At 58.1% G+C, this 25,036-nt stretch carries 25 protein-coding genes and 3 pseudogenes; 11 read left to right on the plus strand and 17 right to left on the minus strand.

Translation table 11 applies throughout. The features are described from left to right. The first annotated feature begins 116 nt into the window (after positions 1–116). The 3 genes from IVB22_RS16350 to IVB22_RS16360 all read left to right on the plus strand — a co-directional run bounded on the left by IVB22_RS16350 (position 117) and on the right by IVB22_RS16360 (position 2,154). Positions 117–530, plus strand: coding sequence for a hypothetical protein (locus tag IVB22_RS16350; RefSeq protein WP_247518356.1), 414 nt, complete (start codon positions 117–119; stop codon positions 528–530). 1,031 nt (positions 531–1,561) lie between these two features. Beyond that, a complete protein-coding gene (locus tag IVB22_RS16355; RefSeq protein ID WP_247518557.1) occupies positions 1,562–1,840 on the plus strand; it encodes a hypothetical protein in 279 nt (92 codons plus the stop codon). Positions 1,841–1,941: 101 nt separating this feature from the next. Next, entirely contained in the window at positions 1,942–2,154 is a 213-nt protein-coding gene (locus IVB22_RS16360) for a hypothetical protein (RefSeq protein ID WP_247518357.1), read from the plus strand. Here IVB22_RS16360 and IVB22_RS16365 read toward each other — a convergent pair. Then, positions 2,131–2,475: a response regulator gene (locus IVB22_RS16365; RefSeq protein WP_247518358.1), complete on the minus strand. Its 345-nt coding sequence runs from the start codon at positions 2,473–2,475 to the stop codon at positions 2,131–2,133. The two genes, IVB22_RS16360 and IVB22_RS16365, sit on opposite strands and share 24 nt — an antisense overlap. A 192-nt stretch (positions 2,476–2,667) precedes the next feature. Between IVB22_RS16365 and IVB22_RS16370 the strand changes: the two genes are divergently transcribed. Together IVB22_RS16370 and IVB22_RS16375 are read left to right on the plus strand one after the other, a co-directional pair. Next, entirely contained in the window at positions 2,668–3,048 is a 381-nt protein-coding gene (locus tag IVB22_RS16370) for a PRC-barrel domain-containing protein (protein WP_247518359.1), read from the plus strand. A 731-nt stretch (positions 3,049–3,779) separates the two neighbouring features. Then, entirely contained in the window at positions 3,780–3,956 is a 177-nt protein-coding gene (locus tag IVB22_RS16375; protein ID WP_247518360.1) for a DUF2934 domain-containing protein, read from the plus strand. 174 nt (positions 3,957–4,130) lie between these two features. On the opposite strand, the gene IVB22_RS16380 is transcribed toward IVB22_RS16375, so the two are convergent. Beyond that, positions 4,131–4,409, minus strand: coding sequence for a hypothetical protein (locus tag IVB22_RS16380; protein WP_247518361.1), 279 nt, complete (start codon positions 4,407–4,409; stop codon positions 4,131–4,133). A gap of 682 nt (positions 4,410–5,091) precedes the next feature. Here IVB22_RS16380 and IVB22_RS16385 point away from each other — a divergent pair. Together IVB22_RS16385 and IVB22_RS16390 are read left to right on the plus strand one after the other, a co-directional pair. Next, positions 5,092–5,364: pseudogene (locus IVB22_RS16385) on the plus strand (DNA -binding domain-containing protein). 51 nt (positions 5,365–5,415) lie between these two features. After that, entirely contained in the window at positions 5,416–5,868 is a 453-nt protein-coding gene (locus tag IVB22_RS16390) for a response regulator (RefSeq protein WP_308200411.1), read from the plus strand. 581 nt (positions 5,869–6,449) lie between these two features. On the opposite strand, the gene IVB22_RS16395 is transcribed toward IVB22_RS16390, so the two are convergent. Together IVB22_RS16395 and IVB22_RS16400 are read right to left on the minus strand one after the other, a co-directional pair. Continuing rightward, positions 6,450–6,725, minus strand: coding sequence for a hypothetical protein (locus IVB22_RS16395; protein ID WP_247518362.1), 276 nt, complete (start codon positions 6,723–6,725; stop codon positions 6,450–6,452). A 456-nt stretch (positions 6,726–7,181) separates the two neighbouring features. Then, positions 7,182–8,192 (minus strand): annotated as a pseudogene (locus IVB22_RS16400) (IS110 family transposase). A gap of 157 nt (positions 8,193–8,349) precedes the next feature. Between IVB22_RS16400 and IVB22_RS16405 the strand changes: the two are divergent. Continuing rightward, complete coding sequence (locus IVB22_RS16405) at positions 8,350–10,137, plus strand: adenylate/guanylate cyclase domain-containing protein (protein ID WP_247518363.1); 1,788 nt, start codon at positions 8,350–8,352, stop codon at positions 10,135–10,137. 385 nt (positions 10,138–10,522) lie between these two features. Here the strand turns inward: IVB22_RS16405 and IVB22_RS16410 are convergent, their stop codons facing one another. Together IVB22_RS16410 and IVB22_RS16415 are read right to left on the minus strand one after the other, a co-directional pair. Further along, positions 10,523–11,167, minus strand: a complete 645-nt coding sequence (locus IVB22_RS16410; RefSeq protein WP_247518364.1) for a Crp/Fnr family transcriptional regulator — start codon at positions 11,165–11,167, stop codon at positions 10,523–10,525. A gap of 537 nt (positions 11,168–11,704) precedes the next feature. Beyond that, the gene (locus IVB22_RS16415) at positions 11,705–11,917 is read right to left on the minus strand and encodes a hypothetical protein (protein ID WP_247518365.1); all 213 of its coding nucleotides are present in this window, start codon (positions 11,915–11,917) and stop codon (positions 11,705–11,707) included. A 169-nt stretch (positions 11,918–12,086) separates the two neighbouring features. Here IVB22_RS16415 and IVB22_RS16420 point away from each other — a divergent pair. Then, positions 12,087–12,443 (plus strand): annotated as a pseudogene (locus tag IVB22_RS16420) (YihY/virulence factor BrkB family protein); the annotation flags it as partial. Between the two features lie 1,321 nt (positions 12,444–13,764). Here IVB22_RS16420 and IVB22_RS16425 read toward each other — a convergent pair. Further along, the gene (locus tag IVB22_RS16425) at positions 13,765–13,929 is read right to left on the minus strand and encodes a CsbD family protein (protein ID WP_247518366.1); all 165 of its coding nucleotides are present in this window, start codon (positions 13,927–13,929) and stop codon (positions 13,765–13,767) included. Between the two features lie 406 nt (positions 13,930–14,335). On the opposite strand from IVB22_RS16425, the gene IVB22_RS16430 reads away from it, so the two are divergent. Then, positions 14,336–14,896 (plus strand): DUF4142 domain-containing protein, encoded by a 561-nt coding sequence (locus tag IVB22_RS16430; RefSeq protein WP_247518559.1) that lies wholly within the window; start codon positions 14,336–14,338, stop codon positions 14,894–14,896. Positions 14,897–15,127: 231 nt separating this feature from the next. On the opposite strand, the gene IVB22_RS16435 is transcribed toward IVB22_RS16430, so the two are convergent. Then, positions 15,128–15,622 (minus strand): ferritin-like domain-containing protein, encoded by a 495-nt coding sequence (locus tag IVB22_RS16435; protein ID WP_247518367.1) that lies wholly within the window; start codon positions 15,620–15,622, stop codon positions 15,128–15,130. 235 nt (positions 15,623–15,857) lie between these two features. Continuing rightward, positions 15,858–17,405 (minus strand): FAD-dependent oxidoreductase, encoded by a 1,548-nt coding sequence (locus IVB22_RS16440; protein WP_247518368.1) that lies wholly within the window; start codon positions 17,403–17,405, stop codon positions 15,858–15,860. 401 nt (positions 17,406–17,806) lie between these two features. On the opposite strand from IVB22_RS16440, the gene IVB22_RS16445 reads away from it, so the two are divergent. Next, on the plus strand, positions 17,807–18,664 hold the full coding sequence (locus IVB22_RS16445) for an SIR2 family protein (RefSeq protein ID WP_247518369.1): 858 nt from the start codon (positions 17,807–17,809) through the stop codon (positions 18,662–18,664). A gap of 2 nt (positions 18,665–18,666) precedes the next feature. Here the strand turns inward: IVB22_RS16445 and IVB22_RS16450 are convergent, their stop codons facing one another. The 8 genes from IVB22_RS16450 to IVB22_RS16485 form a co-directional block, all read right to left on the minus strand. Beyond that, the gene (locus tag IVB22_RS16450; RefSeq protein WP_247518370.1) at positions 18,667–18,897 is read right to left on the minus strand and encodes a hypothetical protein; all 231 of its coding nucleotides are present in this window, start codon (positions 18,895–18,897) and stop codon (positions 18,667–18,669) included. Between the two features lie 126 nt (positions 18,898–19,023). Further along, the gene (locus IVB22_RS16455; protein ID WP_247518371.1) at positions 19,024–19,173 is read right to left on the minus strand and encodes a hypothetical protein; all 150 of its coding nucleotides are present in this window, start codon (positions 19,171–19,173) and stop codon (positions 19,024–19,026) included. A 79-nt stretch (positions 19,174–19,252) separates the two neighbouring features. Then, positions 19,253–19,759, minus strand: coding sequence for a hypothetical protein (locus tag IVB22_RS16460; RefSeq protein WP_247518372.1), 507 nt, complete (start codon positions 19,757–19,759; stop codon positions 19,253–19,255). Between the two features lie 3 nt (positions 19,760–19,762). Beyond that, the gene (locus tag IVB22_RS16465; protein ID WP_247518373.1) at positions 19,763–19,981 is read right to left on the minus strand and encodes a hypothetical protein; all 219 of its coding nucleotides are present in this window, start codon (positions 19,979–19,981) and stop codon (positions 19,763–19,765) included. Positions 19,982–19,996: 15 nt separating this feature from the next. Continuing rightward, on the minus strand, positions 19,997–20,179 hold the full coding sequence (locus IVB22_RS16470; protein ID WP_247518374.1) for a hypothetical protein: 183 nt from the start codon (positions 20,177–20,179) through the stop codon (positions 19,997–19,999). A gap of 294 nt (positions 20,180–20,473) precedes the next feature. Further along, positions 20,474–22,090: an alpha-amylase family glycosyl hydrolase gene (locus tag IVB22_RS16475; protein WP_247518375.1), complete on the minus strand. Its 1,617-nt coding sequence runs from the start codon at positions 22,088–22,090 to the stop codon at positions 20,474–20,476. 137 nt (positions 22,091–22,227) lie between these two features. Then, entirely contained in the window at positions 22,228–23,817 is a 1,590-nt protein-coding gene (locus tag IVB22_RS16480; RefSeq protein WP_247518376.1) for an alpha-amylase family glycosyl hydrolase, read from the minus strand. A gap of 5 nt (positions 23,818–23,822) precedes the next feature. Further along, the gene (locus IVB22_RS16485; protein ID WP_247518377.1) at positions 23,823–24,896 is read right to left on the minus strand and encodes an ROK family protein; all 1,074 of its coding nucleotides are present in this window, start codon (positions 24,894–24,896) and stop codon (positions 23,823–23,825) included. Between the last annotated feature and the right edge of the window lie 140 nt (positions 24,897–25,036).

A 25,036-nucleotide genomic window follows, 5' to 3' on the forward strand; every position in this document is an offset into this window, starting at 1 on the left:
CACGCATCCCTCAACACACCAGTCGTATGCGGTCGTCCATCCAGGACAAAGATCGGCAAGACCCGTTCACGCATCAATCCAATTCAATACCTCACCTTGCGGGAGACCAAAGCACTATGAACACCACACTCTCGATAGCGCCCGTCGTTCTACTGGCTTCTCTGCTTGCTGGTTGTGGCGAGTCAGCGGTCTGCAGCAAGCCGGACGTGCTGGCAACCGTCAAACAGCTGTTCGAGGAAGAGCAGTTCGGGAAGTTCTTGCAGATGCCGCCCGGGATCATTCTCCTCCAGGAGAAGACCGCGACCTACCTATCCTCGGACAAGCAGACCAATGCCGCCCGGTGCTCGGTCATTGTAACGGTCGATCTGCTTCAGCTCATCAAAGCCACGCAACCGCTTTCCGACGAGCAAGTCGCCCGAGCCAAACAGAACGCGGTCCACACTGGACAGGAGACCTTCAAGGACAATCTGGTCAACTATACGGTCCAGACCCTTGCATCGGGTGAGAGCTACATCACGCTACTGCCTTGAGCGAGGTACGTCATCCCTTCTGGGTCGGAGAGGTCTTCACCGACGAGGTTATGCGCGGTTGTTCCGGGCCTTCAAAGTCACCACCGACACGCAGACGTATCTCTGCGAATGAATCCGCACGGCGAGATGACCTCGCGAACGGGCTCCTGTCGCCTGAATACCAGTATGGGCCAGGATATGGGCCGTCAAAGAATCAACTTAGGGAAGCACTGAAAAATAAGGACTTTTCGGCCAGTATGGCGGAGAGGGAGGGATTCCACACCCGTTCTGAAAAACCGTCAAAAACGACGCAAAAATAAGGCTTTCTCGCCGACCGGCCAGTTGTGCATGTACCACCTATGTGTACCACCTTTCTGGCCAAGGGAAACTGCCAATACACTTCCAGTTGCGCTTGAGCGATCGCGATCAACTCGACCGCGTTCGTTAACCATCGCCGCCCAAATTTTTTTCGTCGTAGATCCAATCAATTGAAAAATGAATCCTTTGGCAACGGCGCGGGATCGCCCGGACGCGTTTGACGTCGGCGAAAAGACAACCCAGATCAGGGACAAGCGCTGGGATGGGACGAGCATGTATGGCTATGTGCGCGCATCTGCGGCTTCCGCTTCAGTTCGCAAAAGGAATTAAGATGAACTGCGACAACAATATTAGGATCAGAACCATTGAACCGTCCTCTGGATGGGGCCGAAGGCCTTCAGGCTTACCTCGACGGAAGATATCTGTGTGCTTGTCCGTGGTGACAATCGCGCGGGGAAGTCGTGGTCTCCCATGAGGGGCGCACCAAGGAGGTCTGGCGCCGGTCGAGGTCTGGGTACCAGTGGAAGTCTGAGCGCCGCTCGACGAAGACTGCGACTGGATGCTCTGGCTCGCCGCCTGGCTCAGGCGGCCGTGCAGAAGGGGAAATTCCCGGTCATCGGGTTTGTCAAAGATCCTTCGGAGGTCGCCGCGCTCTACCTCGGCAAGAAGGAAGGCAACGACCTCGTCTACATGGGGAAGGGGGGACGGGTTAGTCGCGCACCGTTTCGAGCCAAATCAGGAAGCAACTCGACACAGTCGTCAGTCCTAAATCCAAACTCACCAAGCCGGTCAGGAAACCCAAGGCCGCCTGGGTTGAGCCAACCTTCGTGGCGGACGTCGAATACCGCGACATCACCTCCGAAGGGCTTTTGCGGGCGAGTTCGTTTAAGGGACTGTCCCGGAAATGGGAGGGGTCAGCGGACCACGCCCTACTGTTCGGCTCCGCCATCTCGATCGGGTCCTTCTGTCGTAAGAGGCATTTCGACTCGGTGCCGTGCAAAACAGCGGGTTAGACGGTCCACCGCACCTGCACTGGGCGGCTTAGCGCCCGATCGGGAACTTAAGTTCCTTTGGCTAGTTCCACATCCCGGGCGTCAAGTGAGGAGGTTGCACCATGCAGGCGGCGATTGATCGCGTAATGCAAGCGTACGGCATGATGGTCAGTCTTACACCGGAGCAGGAACGTGATGCCCGGGAAAAGGTCTCCCGGTATCTGGAAAACAAGGGCGACGACGAACACAAGTTGGCCGTGGAAGGCCTTAAACACTTATTGGGTCATATCCCGAAGCGCCGTCGTGCACCTTCACTTCAGGATTGCGTCAAGTAGTTCATTTGGCTGGTAGGGCTTCATAAAGAAGCGCGCGTCCTGTGGGACGTAGGGCGGTTCGCGGCCGGAGACCATCACGACGTTCAGGTCGGGAAATTTGCGTTTGGCGTATTGCGCCAGTTCGAGGCCGGACGGTCCTTGGCTGAGTTGTATATCCGTTACCAAAGCACGCAGTTCGGTACCGGTTGACGCCAGCACCAGTTCTGCAGCGTCACCAGAGGCACATTCCACCACCTCCAGCCCTTCGCCCTTGAGGAGCTCAGCGAGGAACTCACGCTGGAAGGCGTCGTCTTCGACAACAAGGGCTACGAATTTCGACATTCACTTTCTCCAGCCTGTCCAATCGCGGAATGGCGCTTTTGTTCATTTTGAGTTGCAAGACCTACTCGCAGCCGCTGGAGCCACAGATTGTCGCAACCAAACTCGCGCAAGCTCCTGCGGAGAGGCTCCCAGGAACGACCCCGAGGCGGCCGAGTTAAGTGGACAAAACCCACTCGTGAGGGAGACGCAACCATGGCACGCGCAACAGCACATCCGGATCATCAGTGCATCTCAAGCGAAGACATTCAAGGAACCGAGGTTTATGGGCCCGAGGGAAAAAACATCGGCGAGATTGATCACCTGATTATCGACAAGGTGTCAGGCCGCGTGGCCTATGCCGTCATGAGCTTTGGCGGATTTGTTGGGTTGGGCCACAGCCATTATCCCATCCCCTGGGGCGCTCTGACATATGATACGTCGCTTGGCGGTTTTCGAACCAATATCACCGAGCAACAGCTAAGGGACGCGCCTGAGTTCAGTGATGACTCATGGCAGGATAGAGATTGGGAGACGCGCACCCACCAGTATTATGGGACGCCTACGTACTGGGATGCGCGAACTGGCCTAACATAGACGGCATTGGAATTCTCAATTAGTCAGTGCGCGTCGACATGTGAGGTGGATCGACCCCTCTAGGGGGGTGCGAGGCGGTCGAAATTGCTTGCTCAGGCTTCGACCGCCATGCGCCGATCTCTGCGATAGAGTATTGCTTAAGCATCCGCCATCGGCTTGGCGAGAGAGCTATCTGCCCATTTTGCAGCGACAGTTTCGAGTGGGTCGACCTTGTCGCAAGTCAGGCAGCGAAGCTCAATGCGGTCCTTGGCGCCGTGCATTGCCACCAATCGTCGTGAGCATTTCGGGCAGCGCGTTCCGTCCATAGCAGCCTCCCGTTTTCGGCTGCTGAATAAACAAATGGGCAAGTCTCCAGTTTCAAAAAACCCTTGATTTTACTGGGTTGTGTCGGCCACCGGACACAGGAACGAACCTACTTTCATTGCGTTTTCCGGGCATCCCTCCCAAGGGTAAACCACCACTAGGCCCGCTGCATCCACTGTGCGGTGGGCCTTTCTTTATTGAGCTTTTGAGTGTGTGAGTAACTGGCCAAGCGTAGCCAGACTATGCCGGATTTATTGAACTCCACATCTGAGGGATTGCTCCGCGCAACTCTCTCCAAGAGGAACTAGCCTGTCGGGCAAGGGATTAGTTCGCCGGGTCAGCTATCCAGTTGAATGCTGGCCTGTGCACGGTCTTGCCTCAAGCCCCGTTACCTCCAGGGCGAGGCCGTGCTCCTTATGGAGAAGCCAATGACCAAATACTCAGAAGAGAAAATTCGGAATTACGCTCACCGGCTCTGGGAGAAGGAAGGAAAACCAGAAGGCAAGGCCGACGAGTTTTGGCGTCAAGCAGAGACCGAGCTGGACGCGGAAAGTGAAAGCTCCGATCCGGGTGACCAGCCGAATGCTAAAACCATCCCCGGATAACTGCCCAGTCTGCTACGGTATTGGTTGGGTCTGCGAGAACCACTCCAACCGTGCCTGGAGCAAAGAGCTAGGCTGTCAATGCGGCGCGGGGATGCCCTGCGAGTGCGTCCAGACTGATGGGCTCGAAGAGCCGGACGTGAGCGGGGTCCTCACGGAGACCCCGCCCAGCCAACATTAACGGCGTGACGTTTTCCGCCGATTGTATGGGGAGCGGTTCACCGGCCGCAGGGAGATTCCCTCGCGCTGCGCCTTGCTGGCAATGGACGCGGGGGGACGTTGCATTTTGAGGCTGATGACGCCTGTCGGCGTATTAGCCTTTGCAAGCGAGCGAAGCTGTTTCACTTCCTTGTCGCTCCACGGCTGGCGCGAGCGGCGCTTGTATTTCGGATTTTCCTTGCGGGGACCCTTCTTACCAATCGGAGATCCGGGTCGTTTCCATGCTGGTTGTGCCATTGCATACCTCCTGAGTACCTAAAGGCACGAATCGGCTGGTTGGTTCAGATGCCGCTGCAGCACGCATCAGATTACAGCGACGATCCTGCAAGCATGGCGCATTAAAAATCCCCCGGAGAGGGGGACGTCAACACCTTGCGAGGCATCAGGTTACGCCATGCTTCTTCAACCCCTCACATGACGATATCCCTCGCCGCTGCTCTGGGGAGATTCGCATTGACGTTAAGTTTAAAAGGTCAGGTTTTTCATTGTGGCCCAATATGCGGGGAGCAGAACCTGATGACTATGTCTGACCGCTATGCCGCGAAAATTATGTCGCGAATTAGCCGTAGCTGCGGCGCGCTTATGCTGTCAGTCCGATGCGTGATGTTTTACAATTTACTAAGCTGGGTCATCCAAAAGTTCCGCTATGGAGCCAACCATGTCATCCCACTGGGTCGATAATGAAGCCGCTCACAAAGCGTTTATGCGTCGAAGCTGTATTGAGATCTTCATGATGATTGCATTAATCGTCATGGTCCCTCTGGCTACCGCAGCGCTTATCGGATTGAAGGTGTTGCATCCCTCCTGCTGAGAGGCCGCGCCCAGAATGATGTCGGCACCGCATCACGCGATGCGTTTGCGGTGACTTCCGCCGAGGATGAGGGCAGTTATAATCGACCGGCCATCATGAGGAGATTCCATGCGAAGGCCGCCGCTCGACCCTGACGTCGCCGATACGGCGCCGATATAACCAGCTCACCGGCTATGATGAACAGCACATAATCACCTACCTCCGACTGCTCGATGCCAGCGCCGAAGGCGCCGATTGTGGAAGGAAGTCGCCAGGATCGTGCTGCACATCGATCCGGATGCCGAACCCGACCGGGCACGACGGGCATGGGAAACTCATCTGACACGCGCACAATGGATGACGACGGATGACTATCGCCACCTCCTTCGTGGCGGGCATTGAATTGAGCGCAACCTGGCTCCACAAAGGCGACGATCCGTTCGCTGTGCGTTCATGACGGACAAAATTCCATTGATCCAGATCAAGGGTTGGCCGCCGCCCTGGGGGGCCATATACGCGCTGGGACTGGACACGGATGTGATGGCGCAGCCGACAGTCGTGATCGTGGTTGACGACAATGCAAGCCTCCTGAAGAGCGTGGCGCGGCTGTTAGCGCACCACGGCATCGAGAGCCGTACGTTCGCTTCGGCCGAGGCGTTGCTTGCGAGCGACTGCGTGCAGACGGCAACATGCTTGTTGCTTGACGTTCACCTCGGGGGAATTTCGGGAATCGAGCTGCAGCGCCGGCTTGCGGCATCGGGATCGAAGTGGCCGGTCATCTTCATGACCGCGAGCGACGACGAGGCAACGCGTAATGAGGCGATGGACGCCGGATGCATCGCCTATTTGCACAAGCCGTTCGCGCGTCAGGTCTTGCTGGATGCCATTGGGAAAGCTGTGGCCTAACCGGCGCGGCGGCCGCCGGAGTCTAGCTTGGCCTTCCGCCAACCGTGACCCTTTGTATTCAAGCACTCTGACAAATTCGTATTGACGCTTTTCGCGTTTTTGACTCATAGAACTTGTATCGCTTGAATGGTTAGTCGACGAACCGCAGGGGCCGCGCTAACGGCCCCTGTTGCTTTAGTGGCTGATGCAATCGAGAGATAGACCCTCAATTTTCCCAGCCATAAAGCGAGCATGCCACGTAGGTTTATGGTCTTCGCTTTCTTTTGGTTAGTCGACAGTAGCGGCCATTTGCCTCGCGGCAGCTCAAGCTAACACGCTCGCACGAGCTTCAAATGCACTTGCGCGTGCCGCTGCCTGCATTTCGCTTTTCTCGTGGCCGCCATCACTCATCGTATGCCAACCGATGAAAGTCTAGGTGAGCGTGAGCCAAGCAATCCCTAGCAGCAGAACTGGAAACAGCCAAAGGACCTGATTCATCCGTTCCGCTTCCTTCCCCGGCGGAAAAAGCAGGCGAGCCCATCGGAGGATTTTTTTCTCCGAAGGAAACAGCCAGCGGTCCAGCTTGCGTAGTCACGTAGCCCTCAGTCTCGCTTCTTGCCTGCGCTTGATGATCGGATGCAAGGCTTCCTGCGTACCAACACCTTCTCGATCCGGGTTGGCCGTATGCGCATGGCCTCCGGCACTGTCGTCCACCTCGCGTCATAGCCCGGCAGAAAATCGAGCGCCCAGGGCGAGGCGCCTTTGTCGAACGTGATTTTGGCAAGCGAATACTGCTGCAGGGCCACGCGCACCAGCTGGACCGTCGCCTTGTATTGCGCACGTTTGCGGCCACCTTTAGGACCCTCCACAAGCAGCACGGTTACATGCCGCACTGTGATGACCGGCTTCCTCGGCCTCAAACTGCCATCGCACCGGATGACGATGGTCGGGGGATGACCTTTTTCCCGATAGACAGAGAAGGTGACTGTCTCGGGGAAATGCCTCGGGGAAGAGGCTGATCATCGTACACCTCTCGCGTCAGCGCCACTTGAGTACGGTCGATGCTATGACCGCGAGATTCGCGACCGTGCAAGCCACCAGAAGAATGCGAGCAGGGCTGGTCCAAGGTCAGGCTTTCGTTCCGCCGAAGACGACCTGTGCATGAATTCGTGGAGCGGGCTGTTCACGCCGTGGCGGCGTTGAATCCCTTTCCTACGGTTCTTGCTCAAGCCAACGTCTACCGGCACCCGTTTCGCATCAATGTCGTCTTCACTTCACCCTGCAGTTCGTGAACGCACGGACGCAACCTCATCCCCCCATTGCTGGGCCCCTTGTTATACTGCCACAAGTTGGGGCGCCCGGTAGATCCCACCCCTGGCCAGCAATGCCCAGGCGATCCGCGCCATCTTGTTGGCCAGCGCGACGGCGACGACCTTGAACGGTCGCCGAGCGAGAAGCTGAGTGAGCCAGGGATACTTCTCCGGCTGCTGGCGTGAACGCCGCAAGACAGAATGGGCTCCGACAATAAGAATACGCCTGAGGTATTGGTCACCCTGTTTCGAGATCGGCCCGAGCTTCTGTTTGCCGCCGGTCGAATCCTGCCGCGGCACGATCCCGATCCAGGCCGCAAAATCACGACCCGCCCGGAATGCCTTCGGGTCCGTGACGACGGCGGTGATGGTCGTCGCGCCTACGACGCCGATACCGGGGATGGTCTCGAGCCGCTTACTTGCCTCGTTCGAGCGATGCCGCTAAACGATCCGTTTCTCGATCGATCTCATCGTCTGCACAGCCTGAAACTGCGCGCTAATACGGTCAGACTGGCGTGGGCGTCGACCGGCAAGCGCGAACTCTCATCCTGGGCGAGGATCGCCAACAACTCTTTGATCCCTTCACGGCCCTGTGCAGCCGTAATGCCGAACTCGGCCAAATGCGCCCGTGATGCATTGATCAACTGGGTGCGTTGGCGCATCAGCAGGTCGCGTGCTCGATGCAGCATCAACTGGCCTGCTGTTCGGCCGATTTGATCCGTACGAAACGCATGGTCGGGCGCCGCACGCCTCACAGATTGCCTCCGCGTCGGCGGCATTATTGCGCTTGAGCTAGGCCTTCACATCCTTTGCTGGCATCAGACGGACCTCGTGGCCCAGCTTCGTCAACTCTCGCGCCCAATGGTGCGACCTGGCACAGGCCTCCATGCCGACCAGGCACGGCCAGAGCTTCAAAGAACGCTATATCTGGCCGCGGCGAAGTTGCTTTCTGACGATGACGTTTTCGGCCGCGTCAATGCCGTGAACCTGGAACAAGTTCTTGGCGATATCCAAACCGATCGTGGTAATTTGCATATAGACGGCTCCCCTCATGTGATTGGTCTTCGACGAACCACCCTATGACACTACGATGTCGGGAGCGGGCGCCGTCCACCACATCAATGACCGACATCAGTCATGGGCATCCCATTCGATCCGTAGTACAATAGGATCAAGGTTGGATTGCGGGACCATGGTGCAAGAGCGGCCAGTCCGGGTCGGGCGCAGGTTGTCGGCGATATTGGCGGCCGATGTAGCTGGCTATTCACGGCTTATGCACCATGACGAAGAGGCCACGCATGCCAAACTGACAGCGCTCCTCGCGGACGGTGTCACGCCTGCGATTTCCGAGCACGGCGGTCGCATTGTCAAGTACACCGGCGACGGCTTATTGGCAGAGTTTCCAAGCGCGGTCGAGGCGGTCCGGGCTGCCGTACAGTTCCAGGCCTGCGTCAAGGAACTTACAACCGCTGAGGCGGAAGACAGGCATATTGCTTTCCGTGTCGGCATCAATGTCGGCGACGTGATTGTCGAGCCGCATGACATCTTTGGTGACAGCGTAAATATTGCGGCCCGGCTCGAGAGTATCGCGGAGCCCGGCGGCATCTGCATCTCGTCTTCAGCCTACGACCATGTCCGGGGCAAGGTCGGCGTTGAGTTCGTTGACTTGGGCGAGCAGAACCTCAAGAACATCCACCGCCCGGTCCGAGCCTATGCCGTTGTCCAGGCGCGACCTAACCCAGCGACACATGAGAGCGCGAGGTCAGGCCCGCTTTCGCCGCCTCGTCTTTCCATTGTTGTGCTGCCGTTCGCCAATCTCAGCGGTGATCCAGAGCAAGACTATTTCGTCGATGGTGTAACTGAGAGCCTGACCACCGACTTGTCGCGCATCAACGGCTGGTTCGTCATCGCCCGAAATAGTGCGTTCTCGTACAGGGGCAAGTCAATGGACGTTCGGCAGGTCGGGCGGGAGTTGAACGTTCGCTATGTACTTGAAGGATCGGTGCAGCGCAGTCGGAGACGGCTTCGGGTTAACGTGCAGCTTATCGATGCCCAAACTGCTAATCACCTGTGGGCCGAGCGTTTCGAAAAGCGCGTCGCTGACCTTTTCGATATGCAGGATGAAATTGTATCGAGGCTCGCCAACACGTTAGACGTCCAACTCGTTGTCGCCGAGGCACGGCGAGCAGAGCGTTCGCTGCATCCCGACGCCTTGGATCTAGCCTTTCGAGGTTTTTCTTGCCTATACGACGGGCCGACCCCCAAGCACTTAACTCAGGCACGCGATTATTTCGAACGGGCCTTAGCAATCGACGCTCGAAATATCCGAGCGATGGTCGGCTTGGCAATCGTCGATTTTCGAATGGCCGTCACCGTGCGCACTGACAACAAGAACGCGCTCTTTTCGGCAGCCGCAACAAACGCGGCCAAAGCACTTTCACTAGCACCGGACGACACTCTGGCCCACTTGGTCTTGGGTGGCGTCTACATCATGACAAACCGCGCTGCCCAAGGGATTACTGAATGCGAGCGCGTATTAGCGATTGATCGCAATTCGGCCTGGGCTCATAGCAGCATTGGCGTAGCCAAAATTCATATGGGCCGCCCGGCCGAGACCGAACGTCATATACTTGAGGCTCTCCGTCTCTCCCCGCGCGATACGCTTGCTCACCAGTGGATGGATTTTGTGGGAACAGCCAAGATGCATCTCGGTGCAGATGCCGAAGCCACCGGTTGGCTGCGACGAAGTATTGAGACCAATCGCAATTATCCCACCGCACATTTTGCGTTGGCCGCTTCCTTGGGCCAGCTAGGCGCGTTGGATGAGGCACGAACCGCTGCGAAGGCGGGACTTGCGCTCGACCCAGACTTCACCATCCGCCGTTTCCGCTTCGGCTCATCGAGCGACAATCCGACGTACCTTGCTGGGCGGGCGCGGATCTGTGAGGGATTACGCTTAGCTGAGGTACCGGAGGGGTGATGTCGCTATGGGGTCAAACCAAGAAATACTCGAAACGAGCAGATATTTTCCGCTCTCCCGCCGATAACAGACATCTCGGCAACCCTTTGGCTTTCAGCGGACGGGAGTGTTTTCATTCCAATCCAATATGGCGAGGCCCCTGCCCGCCCCAGAGCAGGCGAAGGACTAAGTAATCTCCCTGCCGTTGGAAACTGGTCGTTTTCCACATACGAGCGGCTGCCTTGCGCTAAAAGCTGCCCGACAGCATCAAAGTCCAACTCCGCTTTACCCCCGAAAGCAGACTCAACTCGGACATCGCACCAGGTCCGAAAAGTAGCCAAAAACAGACAGCGGCGACGAGCCCGTCGTGGCTCGTGCATGGCCGTTACGGCGGATACTTCCAAGATCAAGGGGAATTAGGCTTCAGGGGACCGAGGAGTTCGTCATAGCGCTGCTCTATCCGATCGTAACAATCGCAGGCGACTGCATGGAGGCTTTCGATGTCCAGAATGGAGATATGACCCCTGCCGATTTGAATAAGGCCTGCACGTTGGAAAGTGCGCTCGACCTGATTGATGGTGGTTCGCTGGACGCCAAGCATCTGTCCGAAGAATTCCTGCGTCAGACGGATGTCATTGCTTCCCAATCGTTTGCTGCACTGGAGAAGCCACCTTGCTGCGCGAGGCTCAACTTGATGGAGTGCCTGGCAGGCAGTCGATTGCTGCGCTTGCGCGAGCAGCGACAAATCGAACAGCGCAATGACCTTTCGGAAACTCTCGCTGGCTTTCCCGACGCGGTGGATCTCCGACACCGGGACGCGCACAGCTTCGCCTGCGACTTGAACGACGCACTCAGCAAATGAAGTCATAATGCCGTGGATCGAAGACGAACCGATCATTCCCTCTCGGCCAACGATGGAAGTCTCGGCGGTCTGGCCCAGTTCGGTGCGTGCGAGGACGGAGATGATGGTGGATTGCGGGAAGTAGGCGAATTCGATCTCTGATGACGAGCCATGAAGTACCTCGCCATGCTCGACCGTGATCGTCCTCATGTGAGGTTTCAACAGAGATTGCGTCGCAGAGTCGAGCAAGCTCAAAAGGTGATTTTCAGCGGCCACATTAGCTCCAGCACAAAACAGGCGGGAGCTTCAGCTCTCTCTGTCACCGATACCTGAGCGCGAACTGCGAATTCGGTGATAAGACCACGCTGCGCGCAAAGAGAGACCATAGCCAGTTAATTGTGCGCTGATGGTCGGGTATCCGACAGTCTTGGGGACCTATTTGCCCTCCTGAAGAGGTGCGAGTTGAGGTGGCCTTACTCCGGGCGGTTAAACCGGATCAAGAAGCGACCCCACTCCATAGCTCAATGTCATTGCCATCGAGCAGCTGCCTTGCCCAGACCATGGCATCCGCATCGCCATCGCATACAAAGGCTCGATAGCTCCTAAGTGCCCGTCTTCTCCCATGATATAAGAGCGGTATTCAGCCATCCCTGATACCTTATTCGGGCCAGTCGGGCGATGAAGCTAGTTTACGACGGGACGTTTAGCTTTCTTTGAGCTTGTGTCCTTCAACGTAGGTTTCGGGTATTAGGCGCAAACTGAAAGCGCCTGTCCGGCGTCGTCCGTCACATCCATGCGCCATTCGCGTTCCGGTTCGAGTGAGCCGTCAATTAGTTTCAGAATTTCGCCAATTGCTCGAGTGGCTTCTTTCCAAGCGGCTCTTAAATCCTTCAGCTCCATTCCCTCAGGATCGTCGTGACTCTCCGTACCGTGAACGGTTTTAAAATGAAATCGCGGCACTACCCACTCCGTTCTTCCGCCGTCCGGGTTGAACGAAAATAGGATTGGGGTTCCTAGACCGGTTCAGAGTGCGTCGCGTGGGCTGTCCGAACCCCCTATTTGGGCGGCTGCAGCGCCTTGATAATGATCGCTGGCGACTTCAGTGGGTCGGGCCGCTCGCATTCCAGGCATCGCGTTGGCGCTCGCGCTGATCTACCGCTACGGGCCCAGCCGCGAGGCACCGCAATGGCGCTGGATCACCTGGGGCAGCGCCGCGGCCGTGGTGCTCTGGCTTGCGGCATCCGCGCTGTTCTCCTGGTACGCGGCGAGCTTCGGCAAGTTCAACGAGACCTACGGCTCGCTCGGGGCCATGATCGGCTTCATGACCTGGCTCTGGATCTCCGCCATCGTCATTCTGCTGGGGGCCGAACTCGACGCCGAGATGGAGCATCAGACGGCGCGCGACACCACGACCGGCTCACCGAAGCCGATGGGATCGCGAGGCGCCACAATGGCCGACACCGTCGGACCCGCGCCCAGCGCCTGACGTTTTCCTGTGGTTCGCGAGCGATAGCCTCGCGCTGGTGGTGTCCTTGACCGGATAGTGCTTCCTTGCAGCGCAGAGCCGATCGCCAGCGACGCTGCCGTAAATTCCGCAGGCAATCGGCCCCGGAGAGGAAGAGCTACGCCGACGCCCAGGGGCGTCGTCTTCGGGGTCAGAGCTTGGTGCTAGGCTGAGCTTATGTTTGGCGCTCGAGCATTCCTATCCTGGGACCTTGAGTTCGGAAAGGGCAGCCCTCTAGCGCCAGAACAGTGCAAGCAGCAGAATAATCGGAAGTGGTATGCCCACGAGCCACAATAGGGCGCCTCTGCCGAATGTCATGGCCAATCCTCCTCGTAATTTTCCTAAAGCTCAATACGCAACTCCTTTCGCGGTTCCTACTCAAGGGATCTTACTTACGCATTTGAGGTTTAGTTCAAAGTTCATATTGAGGAGATTGACATGGCCACACGCGCGGTGCCGCATGCTTTCTTTGCCTGGACCTGGTCACCTGTCCTGGCCGGCGTATTTGCTTCATTGGTCGTCCAAATCCTGCTGACCATGCTGGGGCTTTGGCATTGGCCTGCTCGCCCTCGACACGCCCACCGCCGCCTCCGCGCCTGCTGGCGCTGGCTGGGCCGCATTCGTCTGGTGGGCAGTATCGGGCATCATTGCCGCCTTCATCGGCGGCGCGATCGCAGCGGCCAATTCGCCCGATCAGAGCGGTTTGGGCCGTGTCGGACATGCCTTGGGAGCCTGGGCGGTCGCGACCGTCGTAGTGGTGGCGGCAGCCGCAATAGTACCAGCTTCCGCTGGCAGCATCGCGGGCAACCTCGCGAGCCCGAGTTATGCGGCGAACGCCCGGGTCGTATACTATGCTAACAACCCGGCGCGTGAAACCGTCGGCTCGACGAGCAGGCCGGCAGCGCCGGCTCAAATGGAGGAAGCGCGCAAGCACCTCGCCTATACCATGCTTGCAAGTTTCTTTGCGCTTCCGTTGGGCGCCGGAGCTGCCTATGCCGCTGGGATGGCAACCACCGCCCGCGCCGTGGAGGACGCCGCAAGACCCGTTACTTGACATTGTTCTTTCGTTACGCCGAGAGCAACTCGCCCGCCTACGTAACGTATGAGAGATTTTTGAGGCTCGCGACGAGCCGGCGCCGCGGCTCGATCAGTTCAGTAGAGTCGCTGCGGTGAGACATACGGCCAGAAGCGCGAACGCAGCTATGATCCAAGGCATGTCCCGTCGTTCCGAGGACTTCATTGTGTCCTCAGTCCAACGTATGGGAACGGGAATTCGCAGGAAACAGTCACGGGCATTTTCGGCTCATGTAAGCTTGCGAAGCCCTTCAAACAGACCAGGCTCGGCATCCTTCTCTTCATGCCGCTCGTCCTTCTGTTGCTTACCCTCTTCAGCCAGATTGCCATCGCCAAGAATTTCGCCGGCGATTTCCTTCGCTTTTCCGGTAGCCGTGTCTTTCAGATCAGCCATGGTGCGCACCCTCCATGTACCTCAACTGAGTTGCCGGCGGCGTGTTCCACAAGGGAGCAAACGCCACTTCAGCCGTGTTCCCGGCCAGTTTTCTGACTAGCAACGCCGCTACGCGGCGGGCTGCTCGCACGGCGCTTCCCCAACAAGTTAAAAAGGTTCGCCGGACCGCGGTGTTGTCCTGTTACGCTCAGTGACGCGCGATTGGCCAAACCATAGGAACCGGCCCGAATACGCCGAGTTGATGTTTCGAACCATTTCCTTAAATGGGAGGAGACGGTGGGAATTTTTCCAGGACATCGTCCGATTCTTCGCAACCGGCCTTAACGAGGAAAAGACGAACACGAAGCAACACAGTGGAGCTGCGCAACCGCCTCAACCGCAAGGCTGCGAGCTCATGGAGGAACATATGAGACGCACTATTCTAGCAATCGCATGCATTTTGCTGGCGACGCCGGGACTGGCTCAATCGGTCGGTGAGAAGACTGGAGCCAATTCCGTGCTCGGCGTCAGCCCATCAACTGTGGATTTCGTCAAGCAGGTCGCAATATCGGACATATTTGAGATCGAGTCCAACAAGGTCGCACAGCAGAAAGGCAATGCGGCGGAAAAGACCTTTGCTTCCCAGATGGTAACGGATCACACCAAAACCAGCACAGAGCTGAAGGGATTGGTAACCACCGGCAAGGTGAAAGCCGAGTTGCCCACCGCCCTCGACTCATCGCATCAAAGCAAGCTCGACAAACTCAAGGGCGCCAGCGGAAACAACTTCAGCTCCGAGTTCAATTCGATGCAGGTCAGCGCCCATAAGGATGCTGTCGACCTGTTCGAGCGTTATGCCACGGGCGGCGACAATGCGGACTTGAAGGAATGGGCCGGCAAGACTCTGCCCGCGCTCAAGCATCACCTTGAGATGGCGCAGGCTCTCGACAAGAAGCCGGCACCTACGGTCGGAGAGGGCAGGAAATAGCAGTGAGAAGGGGCCCCGTTTTTGCGCGGCGCCTTCTCAATTGGAGCTGCAGCCGACGATCGATGCCTCCCGATGGGCTTGTGTAAAGCCCCAGGTAGCGTGCGCCGTGCGAGCATAACGATGCCGTTGCTCGCCATAAGGCAGCCGCGCACCGAAGGGGATGAAGCCGCCTATCCGCTAACGATGCGCGCAAACTGGGCTTGTCCGACGAAGCGTTTCGGGTGGTTGTGGCTAAGCCGCCTTGCGGTTGATCGCGGCTTCCGCCAGCTTATTTAACGCGGCGTCCGTTTTCTTTTCTTCCTCAAGCGTCTGCTTTAGGAGCTGGACGGCCTGGTTCATACCGAGTTGTGCAGCCCAGGCGATCAACGTGCCGTAACGCGATATTTCGTAATGCTCGACCGCTTGGGCACCCGACAGAAGGCCCGCATCCAGCGCCGGAGAATCTTCGAAATCCTCCATCACTTCTTCACCCTCCTCGACAAGCCCGAGGATAGCCGGGCAGGTTTTGCCCTTGGGAGCGTGCTTCATCATCTTGAAAACCTGCTGAAGACGCTGGACTTGCCCTTCCGTCTCGCCGGCATGTTTTTCAAAGGCAGCGCGCAGCTGGTCAGAATTCGCGGCTTTTGCCATCTTGGGCAACGCAACGAGTATCTTCCTTTCGGCGTAGTACATGTCCTTGAGGGTCTCCAGAAAGAGGTCTTCAAGTGTCTTGTTCTGGCCTGGCATGGCTTTCCTCCATTATAGCTGACACCACCTAACAGCGCCTTTTCCCAAACGTTCCATAAGCGGTGCGCTGCCAGGGGCACTCGATCGAGCGACATAAAAAAGGCCCCCGTTTCCGAGGGCCTTCGCCAAGGGGTACATCCGCCCTTAGCGCCTGAACAATGGTCAGAGGCAACAAACCTTCGCAACTGAATTTCCTAGTCGCAACGCATAGTCAATGCACGGTGGCCAGCCGGTGCTATTCGGCGGCCTGGTGATGCGCCGGCTTCTGGACCTCGGCAAGCGGGGATACTGCCGGCCCATTGAGCGCGGTGCCATCAGGTGCGAACTGCGATCCGTGACACGGGCAATCCCAGCATTGCTCCAGCGAGTTCCAGTGCACGACGCAGCCGAGATGCGTGCAGCTGGCGGAATGCAAATGCAGCTGTCCTTCCTTATCCCGGCATGCGGCGACCTTTTGCAATCCGCTACGCACCAGACAACCCTCACCGGGCCGCAGCCGCTCGACGGAAGCGATTTCGTCCGCCGAAAGGTACTCCGCGAAATTTTTCAATGGCGTGATGTTCTCGCTGATGTACTCACCGAAGTTCTTGTGGATCTTCCGTGCCGGCGAATAGATATCCTCCCATGCGCTGGAGCCGATCGTGATCAAGTCCGCGATCAGGATGCCGGCGACGAGGCCGTTGGTGATGCCTTGTCCGGAATCGCCGCTGACAATGAAGACATGCTCCTCGTCCGGCGACCGCCCAATGAAACCGACGAAATCGACCGGCTCCAGCACCTGTCCAGACCAGCGATGGGTGATCGCGCCCATGTCCGGCAAGCGTTCGCGCGCCCAGTGCTCCAGCGCCGCGAAGCGTTTCTCCCCGTCATCAGCCTCGCCGGACTTGTGGTCTTCGCCGCCGATGATCACTAGGACCTCCTCGGTGGAGAGCGGCTGCAGACGGACATAGTGATAGGGATCGAGCGTGTCCCAATAGAGTGCATCGGCCAAGACCCCGCCCGGCAGCTTCGCCGCGATGGCGTAGGTGCGATAAGGCGCCTGCTTGGTGTGAATAGCGACCTCAAGGTTGACCGGAGAGTTCGTCGCGACCACCACGTCGGTGGCCCGCACCTCGTGCCCGGACGCAACCTTCACAATTACGTCGCCCGACTTGTGCTCGATGCTCTCGACGCAGCTGTCGGCATAAAGCTTTGCACCGGCGCGCCGCAGCGCCGTTGCGAGTCCGGCGAGATATTTCGTGGGATGAAAGCGCGCCTGCCCGGGGAACCTCAACGACCGCACCGCACCCTCGGAGTGGAATGGCGTCAGGGTCTTGCGGTTCTCGACGGGGATGCCGAGCCGCTGGCAGCACTCGAATTCCTCGTCCAGCAGGGAGCTAGGCGTCTCCGGCGCCGGCACCCAGAGACCATCGACCCGGCAGAAATCGCAGTCGATGTTTTCGAGATCCTGGATCGCCTCGGCGCGGCTGATTGCGGCCATGACGCTCTGGTAATAGAGCCGAGCACATTCCTCGCCGCGCACGCGTACGAGCTCCTTGTAATAGTCGTCCAGTGCCGTAGCCAGATGCGCAGTCGTACGCGCGGTCATGCCGCTGCCGATGCTGCCGCGGTCCAGCACGATCACGGAACGCCCGCGACTAACAAGCTCATAGGCCACCGACAGCCCGGCAATGCCAGAACCCACCACAACCACGTCCGCCCGCTCGGATTTCGACAGACTGGGAGCTTCGACCGCCCGGATGTCCATCCAGAGCGATTGCGTATGTTCATCCCGCACGTTCATGGCGCACCCTTCTCAAAAGGGGCCAACGGCGCGACAGAAAAAGGGTTCCCTTCGTCGCCAAGGTGCGGATTGCGGCCCCGACCTAGCGAGATACCGGCTTGCGACGCCCGGGACAACCGGCGCGCCGGCCGACCGCTGAACGCGATGTCGCCGCGCATATCCCTTCCGCATCTCAGGCAGCACGATGAGCCTTGCCGCGGGCCGTCTGAAAATCGACTTGGAGGACAGGACGATGATTTGGCCCATTCAGTGGTTGCGGCGCATCGGATGCGGCTGCCGCTGCAGCAAGTCAAACTGAAGTCCGATGCTCATTGGCAAAAGCTTGCCGCCGACAATTTAGATCCAATTGTGTGCAATACCCTCCCATAGGAACCGGGCAGCCTGCCCCGTATTGAAACTGGATGGATGGTTCGGTTGAAAGGAAACAAGGATTTTCTTCCAAGGATCTCCTGGCTGGTGCGATCAAGCGACGCCAGGCGATCTTGTTCGTTGGCGCGGGCGTCTCGATGGCAGTCGGTCTGCCGTCCTGGAAAACCTTGGTAGACCACCTGTTAAAGGAGCTCCAACTTGGTCCCGAAGTGATAGACGGAATGAACGACGGCTATCAGATGCTCGCCGAGTTCTACCGACTGAAGCAGGGCGGAATGGGCCCGTTACGAAGCTGGCTCGATCGAAACTGGAAAGTCGCGACGGACAAAGTCTCGCAATCGGAGTTGCACAAGCTCATTGTCGAGCTCGACTTCCCGGCCATTTATACCACCAACTATGATCGAAACCTCGAGACAGCGTTCGAAATCCACCATAAGCCCTATGCGAAGATCGCCAACGCCAAGCATATTGCAGACGCGGCCCAGGACGTTACGCATATCGTCAAGTACCACGGTGATTTCGACGACGATGCGTCGCTGGTTCTTACCGAGACCGATTTTCTAGATCGGCTATCCTTCGATGCGCCGCTGGATATTAAGTTCCGCGCGGATGCTCTCGGTCGCACCATTCTGTTCATTGGCTACAGCATGTCCGACCCCAATATCCGCCTGCTCTTGCACAGCATCTGGCAGACTTGGGAAAAATCAGGTCACAGGGGCCATCGGCCGCCCTCGTTTGTCTTCATGCCATCGTCTAACCCGGTGCAGGAGGCAATTTTGGCCCACTGGGGGATTACGCTTTTAACGCCCGAAGGCGGAAGCTGCCGAGGTGACGCATTGACGACTTTCCTCGCCGATATCCGGACGAGGATTCATGAGCTTGATGGTTGAAGTTAAATATGGGAGTCCGTGACCCCGTTGCCGGCCTTGCGCTGGACCATGATGTGCCAGGCCTCTTCCTTTAATTCGTCGAGATCGTAATCATCGCCGGTATCGAGTTCAAGGCGGCCTTGCTCGCAAGCCACGACGTCCTTGTCGCCCAGCCAGAACGTTGCGCCAGTCGGCGCATGGGTAAGCTTGTCGCCGTCAAGCACGAACTGCTCCTTCATCACTTTCATATGCATGATACGATCCTCCGAACCTCCGACCAAACGATCGCACGTATGAACACACCCAAGGTCACGCGTTCGGGCTGGCGCTTTCGCCTTGTCACGGCTGCGACGTTGCTGCACCGGTGACCGAGTGTCGACTTAGCCTCGGCCCTTGTTGGCTGCGTGATCTTTCAATTGTTCGGTTTGGGTCCACTTGCTGTCGTGACCCCGATCCCGGGAGTGCTTGGCCTTGTCGCGGTTGGAAAGCACCGCATTATCGCCTATCAGGTCGCTCTGAACGTCAGTCATAGCACCGGTTCCGGCGCCTTTTCCCTTCGCGCCCGGTCCCAGATGCTTGCCGTCTCCGTGTGCTCCACTTGTCATGATGTTATCCCGCCGGCTTTTGGGGCTTATGGCCCGACTGTCCCAAATGGTTGTGCTTATTGTGCTGGCTTTCCTGGTCTAGGCCACCACGGCTCACCGGAAATTCCGATTGGCGTCCACTTCGCTTTGCAGTCTTTGCACCGCTATCGTGTTGTGTACGTGCCGCCTCTTCCTCGATCTGCCTCGCATCGGGAACATCAGGCTTTCTTTCAAGGATACGCAGTTGCTGCTCGTGGGTCTTCTTTCCCTGCGTTGCTATCCTTCGCGGACCGTTATCGCGGTCCTTTTGCGGAGGACTGCGACGCCGATCTCGGACCTCTGCCTTATCGATTCCATCCTGGGGATTGGTGTCGTTCTCGATATCGCCCTCAAAGGTGTTGGCGCCTTCGAACTCCTCTAGTTCGTCCGAGCTTATGCCTGTCATCGTCGTTCCCTTCGAACCGCCGATCAGCGGATTGCGCACAAGATCGACATTCGTCGGCCTGTTCAGTTTTACGTGTTTGCTACTCATGATCTAATCCTTCGAAGCTGGATTTGAGCCGCCGCCCTTTCTTTCCGGGTGATGAGTGTGGTGGCTATCGCGTTCGCCGCCACCTCCGGATATTTTGCTGTGCCGACGTTGCGGATCGTCGGCCGGCGGTTTCTCGACGTGGAGCGGCTCCTTGGCGTTTTCGTGGGAAGCGCCCGGCCCGCCTTGGCGGATGCTCGCCGGCGTCTTTGTTGAAGTCGACATGGTGCGCGCTCCTGACTAGCGATCCTGCTGATAGCCCTGATGGGTGGTGTTCTGGGCGGTATTGCCGGACTGTCCCTGCTCTCTCGTATTCTCGATATGATCACGGCCCTTCTGGACCTGATGAGCATTGCCGGTTTTGGGATCACCGGTGCCCTTATGGCTTTGATTGTCCGGCGGCACGGGCGGTGGCTTGGTCATTGGTGGCTCCGTCGTTAATCCTGCAGCCAGACAACGCGCGGTTAAAAGGAGGGTTTCTTCTCGATATGTGGAACGGGCTAGATGCGGCGAATGCGCTCAGAATGCGAATCCGGCCTCGCCACCTGTCGAAATGGCTCGTCGGGTTCCGGCCGCGAAACTCTTGCCGAGGTTTCGCGTTCACAGCGCTTACTTGGGCGTGAGACGCTGGCACCGCCATGTGCCTTGGCGTCAACTGCGCGTTATTCAGCTATTCATGCGACAACTCGCATCCAGCTGCCGCCAACCTTCGCGTACCTAACGAGTTACTTTGACGATGACACCTTCATTCGGTTTCAAGTGTATCGGTCCATCTACTTTACCTGGCCCGCGATCCAAGCCGCTGGATAACAGTATGAGGCCATTGCCCTGCCATTCAAAGAGTCGCGGTTCTCCTGAGAGATTGAGGCCGACAAGGATTTCCGTTTCACCCAGACTTCGCTCGAATGAAAAGACGTCGTTCTGCGCCCGCCTCGGCCGATACTCTCCGTGCAGCAAGCAGGGCTCGCGACGCCGCAATGCGATCAGTTCCCGGTAGAGGTTCAATAGCGATTTACCGTCGCGCTGCTGCGCCTCGATATTGCGCGCGCGATCCCCGCTCAGGGGCAACCAGGGTTCGCCTGTCGTAAATCCACCTGCCTCGGTATCGTCCCAGCGCAACGGCGCGCGCTCGGGGTCACGGCCGAGGTCAAACCCCTTCACCAACCTTTCGAAGGGATCCCGGACCTGCTCCGCTGGAATGGGCACCTGCTCCGACCCAATCTCATCCCCGGCGAACAGAAATGGCGTCCCTCGTATGGTCATCAGCAGCATCGCGAGAATGCGCGCCTGGGCCTGACCGAGCTTGCTGGCGACCCGATGTTTGTCATGGCCACCGATCACAAAATCGGGCCAAGCACCTTTTGGGATAGCATTGAAGTAAGCGTCAATCGTCGCCTGAAGCGAGATCGCATTCCATTCGGTGTCGAGCAGTGCGAAGTTCAGCGGCAGGTTCAGGCGCGGCTTGCTGTTACCGTAGAAATGGCCGATCCGATCAGTCTTGCCCTGCACCTCGCCGCAAAGAAGCCTTCCATCATACTCGTCCAAAACCCCTCTGATGTATTCGATGCAGTCCATGGCTTCCGGCCTGTCGTCCGTGAACACGGGCATGTTGGCCTGAGGCGGCGGCGTTTTGTCGTCCGCTTCGGGATCGGGTGGATTGTCGCGCAGCAGATCATCTTTGATCAACACAGCGCTGGCGTCTACCCGAAAGCCGTCAACACCGCGGTCCAGCCAAAAACGCATGGTGCTCGCCATAGCTTCGCGAACTTCACGGTTTCGCCAGTTCAGATCCGGCTGACTTGGCAAAAACGAATGATAGTAAAACTGCCGCCGCTCCTCGCACCACTCCCAACCGCTGCCTCCGAAACGGCTGAGCCAATTGTTCGGCGGGCCGCCATTTGGGCCGGCTTCCGCCCAGAGATACCAGTCAGCTTTTGGGTTGCTTCGCGAAGCACGACTTTCCGTAAACCAGGCGTGCTCGTCGGAGGTATGATTGGGAACGAGATCGAGAATGATCCTTATGCCGGAATCGTGCAAGGCGCGCACGACTTCATCGAAATCTTCCTGCGTGCCGAAACGAGGATCGACGGCGCAAAAATCAGCTATGTCGTAACCAAAATCCCGATTGGGACTTCTGTAAATCGGCGTAAGCCATACGGCGCCAACCCCGAGCCAGTTGAGATAATCGATTCGTTGCAGGAGGCCGGGCAGATCTCCTTGGCCGTCCCCATTGCTGTCCTGAAATGATATAGCGGCGATTTCGTACACCACCGCATTGCGCCACCAGGCTTCATCGGAAGCAGGCAAAGGCTTTGGCGTTTCGTTCGTACTCACGTGAACAACGGACTCCTTCGACGATGCGGCGGCCGGGCTTGCCTTCAGCGGGCGTTAAACTCCTCCGCGGCGACGTAGTTCCTATGAGCTTTGCGACGGCAAGAAGGGACCACTACTAGCGAGGCGAGCAGGTCTGATCAGAGTTCGATGACAAGTCCCTCATCACCGCGAAGCGAAATGCTGTCCGTTACCTTCTCTCCATCCCGGTCGGCTGCCGTGGAAACCAGAACCTTTCCAAGGGTGCCTTGTTCGAAGCCAAGGGCCTGGGGCTGGTCAGTCAGATTGAGGGCAATGAGTAACGTGGTATCGTTGAACTCACGAAAGTAGACCAACAAGTCATCGTCAACAGCGCGCGGCCTATAGGTGCCAACCGACAGCGCTGGCATCTTCTTGCGGAGGCGCAGCAGGCGGCGATAGAGATTCCAGATCGAGGCCGCATCCTCGCGCAGGTTAGCAACACTGTTCGATTGCCAATCCTCCGCGAGTGGAAGCCACGGTTCGACCTTGCTGAAACCGGCATTGGCGCTCGCGTCCCATTGCATGGGCGTTCGGCAGCCGTCCCGGCCTACGCCAATCCCGGGGACGTTGCGTTCGAAGGGATCGCGCACGCGGTCACGGGAAATCTCAACCTGATGCATTCCCAGTTCATCGCCATAGTAGATCGTAGGCGTGCCGCGCAGGGTCAGCAGCAGCATGGCCGCGACGGCGGCTTGCCCTTTGCCCACCCGGCTGGCAATACGCGGCCGATCGTGATTGCCAAGCACCCAGTTTGGCCACCCGCCTTTCGGCAACGCGTTTTCGTACTCGGCAATCAGGGACAGGATGCACTTGGCGTCCCAGCGAACGTTAAGCAATGCAAAGTTGAACGGCAGATGGACCCCGTCGAGGTCCCGCCCATAATAGGCGACCAGACGTTCCACCGGTAGGTATATTTCTCCGATCAGAAGACGCCCCGGAAACTCATCAATGGTGCGGCGTAGAACTGCGATGACGTCATGCACCTCCGGAAGGTCGGTAGTATACAGAGGTGTAACTGCCTCGTTCGGCGGCCTGCCTTCCCGGTAATTGGGATTGGGCGGGTTATCCCGAAATGCTTCATCCTTGATAAGGTGCCAGATGACGTCGGCCCGAAAACCGTCGACGCCTTTCCGCATCCAGAAGCGAAGCACTTCGCGCATCGCATCCACGACTTCCGGATTTCGCCAATTCAGATCTGGCTGGGACCCAAGAAAGGCGTGGTAGTAATATTGGCCTGAATCCTCATCGAACTGCCAGGCGCTGCCGCCAAACTCGGAAAGCCAGTTATTGGGCGGACCTCCGCCCGGCGCCGGGTCCCGCCAGATGTACCAGTCGCGCTTGGGGCTGGTTCGCGACTTGCGACTTTCAATGAACCACGGATGCCGATCAGACGAATGATTCGGGACAAAGTCGAGGATCACACTGATCCCGCGCGCGTGCGCTTCCGCAACCAACCGTTCGAAATCGGCCATGTCGCCGAAGATGGGGTCGATATCAACGTAATCGGAAATGTCGTATCCGAAATCGGCCATCGGCGACCGGAATATCGGCGAAATCCAGATCGCATCAACTCCAAGGTCGACGAAGTAAGACAACCTTTCAATAATTCCATTCAGGTCCCCCACCCCGTTGTCGTCCGTATCCTGAAAGGACCTCGGATATACCTGATAGATGACGGCGGACTCCCACCATGGTCTGGATCCACTCATTGCTGTTAACCATTCCGCCAAGAGCCGTTGCGATTGGTGAAGCGGGCGTTGCCCAATCCGGTGCCGATGGTCAGCACGCCCCAACGCTTCACGTCCTGCATGAAGGGCACCTCGGATAGACCTTGCACCACGCCATCATTGTGCATGACCACGACGGTTTCGTGCCCGCCGATCCGGGGGATCGCTTCGATGAGACTTGCCGGCAGATTGAATTTGCTGCTCTCCCAGTTGCCCGGCAGGTTCTGCGCGCCCTTCTTGATCGAGCCGTTGCTTTCGATGACGCCTGGGCAGGCGACGCCGACGAACGGCGCGAGTTTAAATCCCTCATCTTCCGCCTTCTCGATCAGATCTTTGAGCATCTTGACGAGGCGCTTGACGGCGATCTCACGGGTTGGTTCGTCATCGGCATGACGCCACAGTTCGAACTCCCACACGCAAGCCTTGGAGAAGTCCGGCGCCTTCTTACGACGCGTTTCCACAACTCCGCAGCGGATGTTCGTGCCTCCGATGTCAACGGCGAGGATGGAGTCATGAGCTTCGAAAATCCAGGACGGAGCGAGATGCAACGCGCCGATGAGGCCTGCGTCGTCCGGGTGACGGTGGATCGGCAGTATCTCTACCTTGAAGTTCCCGGCCTTGAGGACGATTTCGGCACGCGCGATGGCCAGTTCACCGAGCCGGCTGGCGCGAAAGCCACCGCCGACGACGATGCGCTCGGTCCTGTCCCAGGCCTTGGTTTTGAGGAAACGGCGCGTTACGTGGACGAGCTCCTGCGCGAAATCCTCGACGGCGCTGTGCACCACCGCTGACGCCTCGGCGTCGTCGCCGGCTAGGATCGCGTCGAGGTCCTTCTTGCTGATGTTTTCGGAAGGCTCGTTCCCGAACGGGTCTTCGCCAGACTTGCGCAGCGGCTTCCGCCACTCTTCGAGAGTTTCCCAGAAGGCGGCTTTGTTGACGCGATCCCCAAGAAACCCTTCCTCATCCTTGAGTTCGAGGTTGAAGCTATCGATCTCGACCCACGGGAGGCGGGAAGCACCGTGAGCGGCGATACCGCTAGTCGTGATCGTTTCGTCCCTCATCACTAAACCTTAAAGAACCAGCGGGGCAATTCGGCGGCTTGCATTCAACACGCGCCGCCGACCACGGTTCCTCGCCTCCTCAAGCCGCCGGGCACCCAAGCAGGTTGCAAAGAGGTCGTGTCCGCCGGCCATTCCGGTTC

This window comes from Bradyrhizobium sp. 190 (assembly GCF_023073415.1).
Lineage (GTDB): Bacteria > Pseudomonadota > Alphaproteobacteria > Rhizobiales > Xanthobacteraceae > Bradyrhizobium.

Coding starts and splice junctions, on each gene's coding strand:
- IVB22_RS16350 (WP_247518356.1), top strand. CDS start 117: ATGAACACCACACTCTCGATAGCGCCCGTCGTTCTACTGGCTTCTCTG.
- IVB22_RS16360 (WP_247518357.1), top strand. CDS start 1,942: ATGCAGGCGGCGATTGATCGCGTAATGCAAGCGTACGGCATGATGGTC.
- IVB22_RS16365 (WP_247518358.1), bottom strand. CDS start 2,475: ATGTCGAAATTCGTAGCCCTTGTTGTCGAAGACGACGCCTTCCAGCGT.
- IVB22_RS16370 (WP_247518359.1), top strand. CDS start 2,668: ATGGCACGCGCAACAGCACATCCGGATCATCAGTGCATCTCAAGCGAA.
- IVB22_RS16375 (WP_247518360.1), top strand. CDS start 3,780: ATGACCAAATACTCAGAAGAGAAAATTCGGAATTACGCTCACCGGCTC.
- IVB22_RS16380 (WP_247518361.1), bottom strand. CDS start 4,409: ATGGCACAACCAGCATGGAAACGACCCGGATCTCCGATTGGTAAGAAG.
- IVB22_RS16390 (WP_308200411.1), top strand. CDS start 5,416: ATGACGGACAAAATTCCATTGATCCAGATCAAGGGTTGGCCGCCGCCC.
- IVB22_RS16405 (WP_247518363.1), top strand. CDS start 8,350: ATGGTGCAAGAGCGGCCAGTCCGGGTCGGGCGCAGGTTGTCGGCGATA.
- IVB22_RS16410 (WP_247518364.1), bottom strand. CDS start 11,167: ATGAGGACGATCACGGTCGAGCATGGCGAGGTACTTCATGGCTCGTCA.
- IVB22_RS16425 (WP_247518366.1), bottom strand. CDS start 13,929: ATGGCTGATCTGAAAGACACGGCTACCGGAAAAGCGAAGGAAATCGCC.
- IVB22_RS16430 (WP_247518559.1), top strand. CDS start 14,336: ATGAGACGCACTATTCTAGCAATCGCATGCATTTTGCTGGCGACGCCG.
- IVB22_RS16435 (WP_247518367.1), bottom strand. CDS start 15,622: ATGCCAGGCCAGAACAAGACACTTGAAGACCTCTTTCTGGAGACCCTC.
- IVB22_RS16440 (WP_247518368.1), bottom strand. CDS start 17,405: ATGAACGTGCGGGATGAACATACGCAATCGCTCTGGATGGACATCCGG.
- IVB22_RS16445 (WP_247518369.1), top strand. CDS start 17,807: ATGGATGGTTCGGTTGAAAGGAAACAAGGATTTTCTTCCAAGGATCTC.
- IVB22_RS16450 (WP_247518370.1), bottom strand. CDS start 18,897: ATGCATATGAAAGTGATGAAGGAGCAGTTCGTGCTTGACGGCGACAAG.
- IVB22_RS16455 (WP_247518371.1), bottom strand. CDS start 19,173: ATGACTGACGTTCAGAGCGACCTGATAGGCGATAATGCGGTGCTTTCC.
- IVB22_RS16460 (WP_247518372.1), bottom strand. CDS start 19,759: ATGAGTAGCAAACACGTAAAACTGAACAGGCCGACGAATGTCGATCTT.
- IVB22_RS16465 (WP_247518373.1), bottom strand. CDS start 19,981: ATGTCGACTTCAACAAAGACGCCGGCGAGCATCCGCCAAGGCGGGCCG.
- IVB22_RS16470 (WP_247518374.1), bottom strand. CDS start 20,179: ATGACCAAGCCACCGCCCGTGCCGCCGGACAATCAAAGCCATAAGGGC.
- IVB22_RS16480 (WP_247518376.1), bottom strand. CDS start 23,817: ATGAGTGGATCCAGACCATGGTGGGAGTCCGCCGTCATCTATCAGGTA.
- IVB22_RS16485 (WP_247518377.1), bottom strand. CDS start 24,896: ATGAGGGACGAAACGATCACGACTAGCGGTATCGCCGCTCACGGTGCT.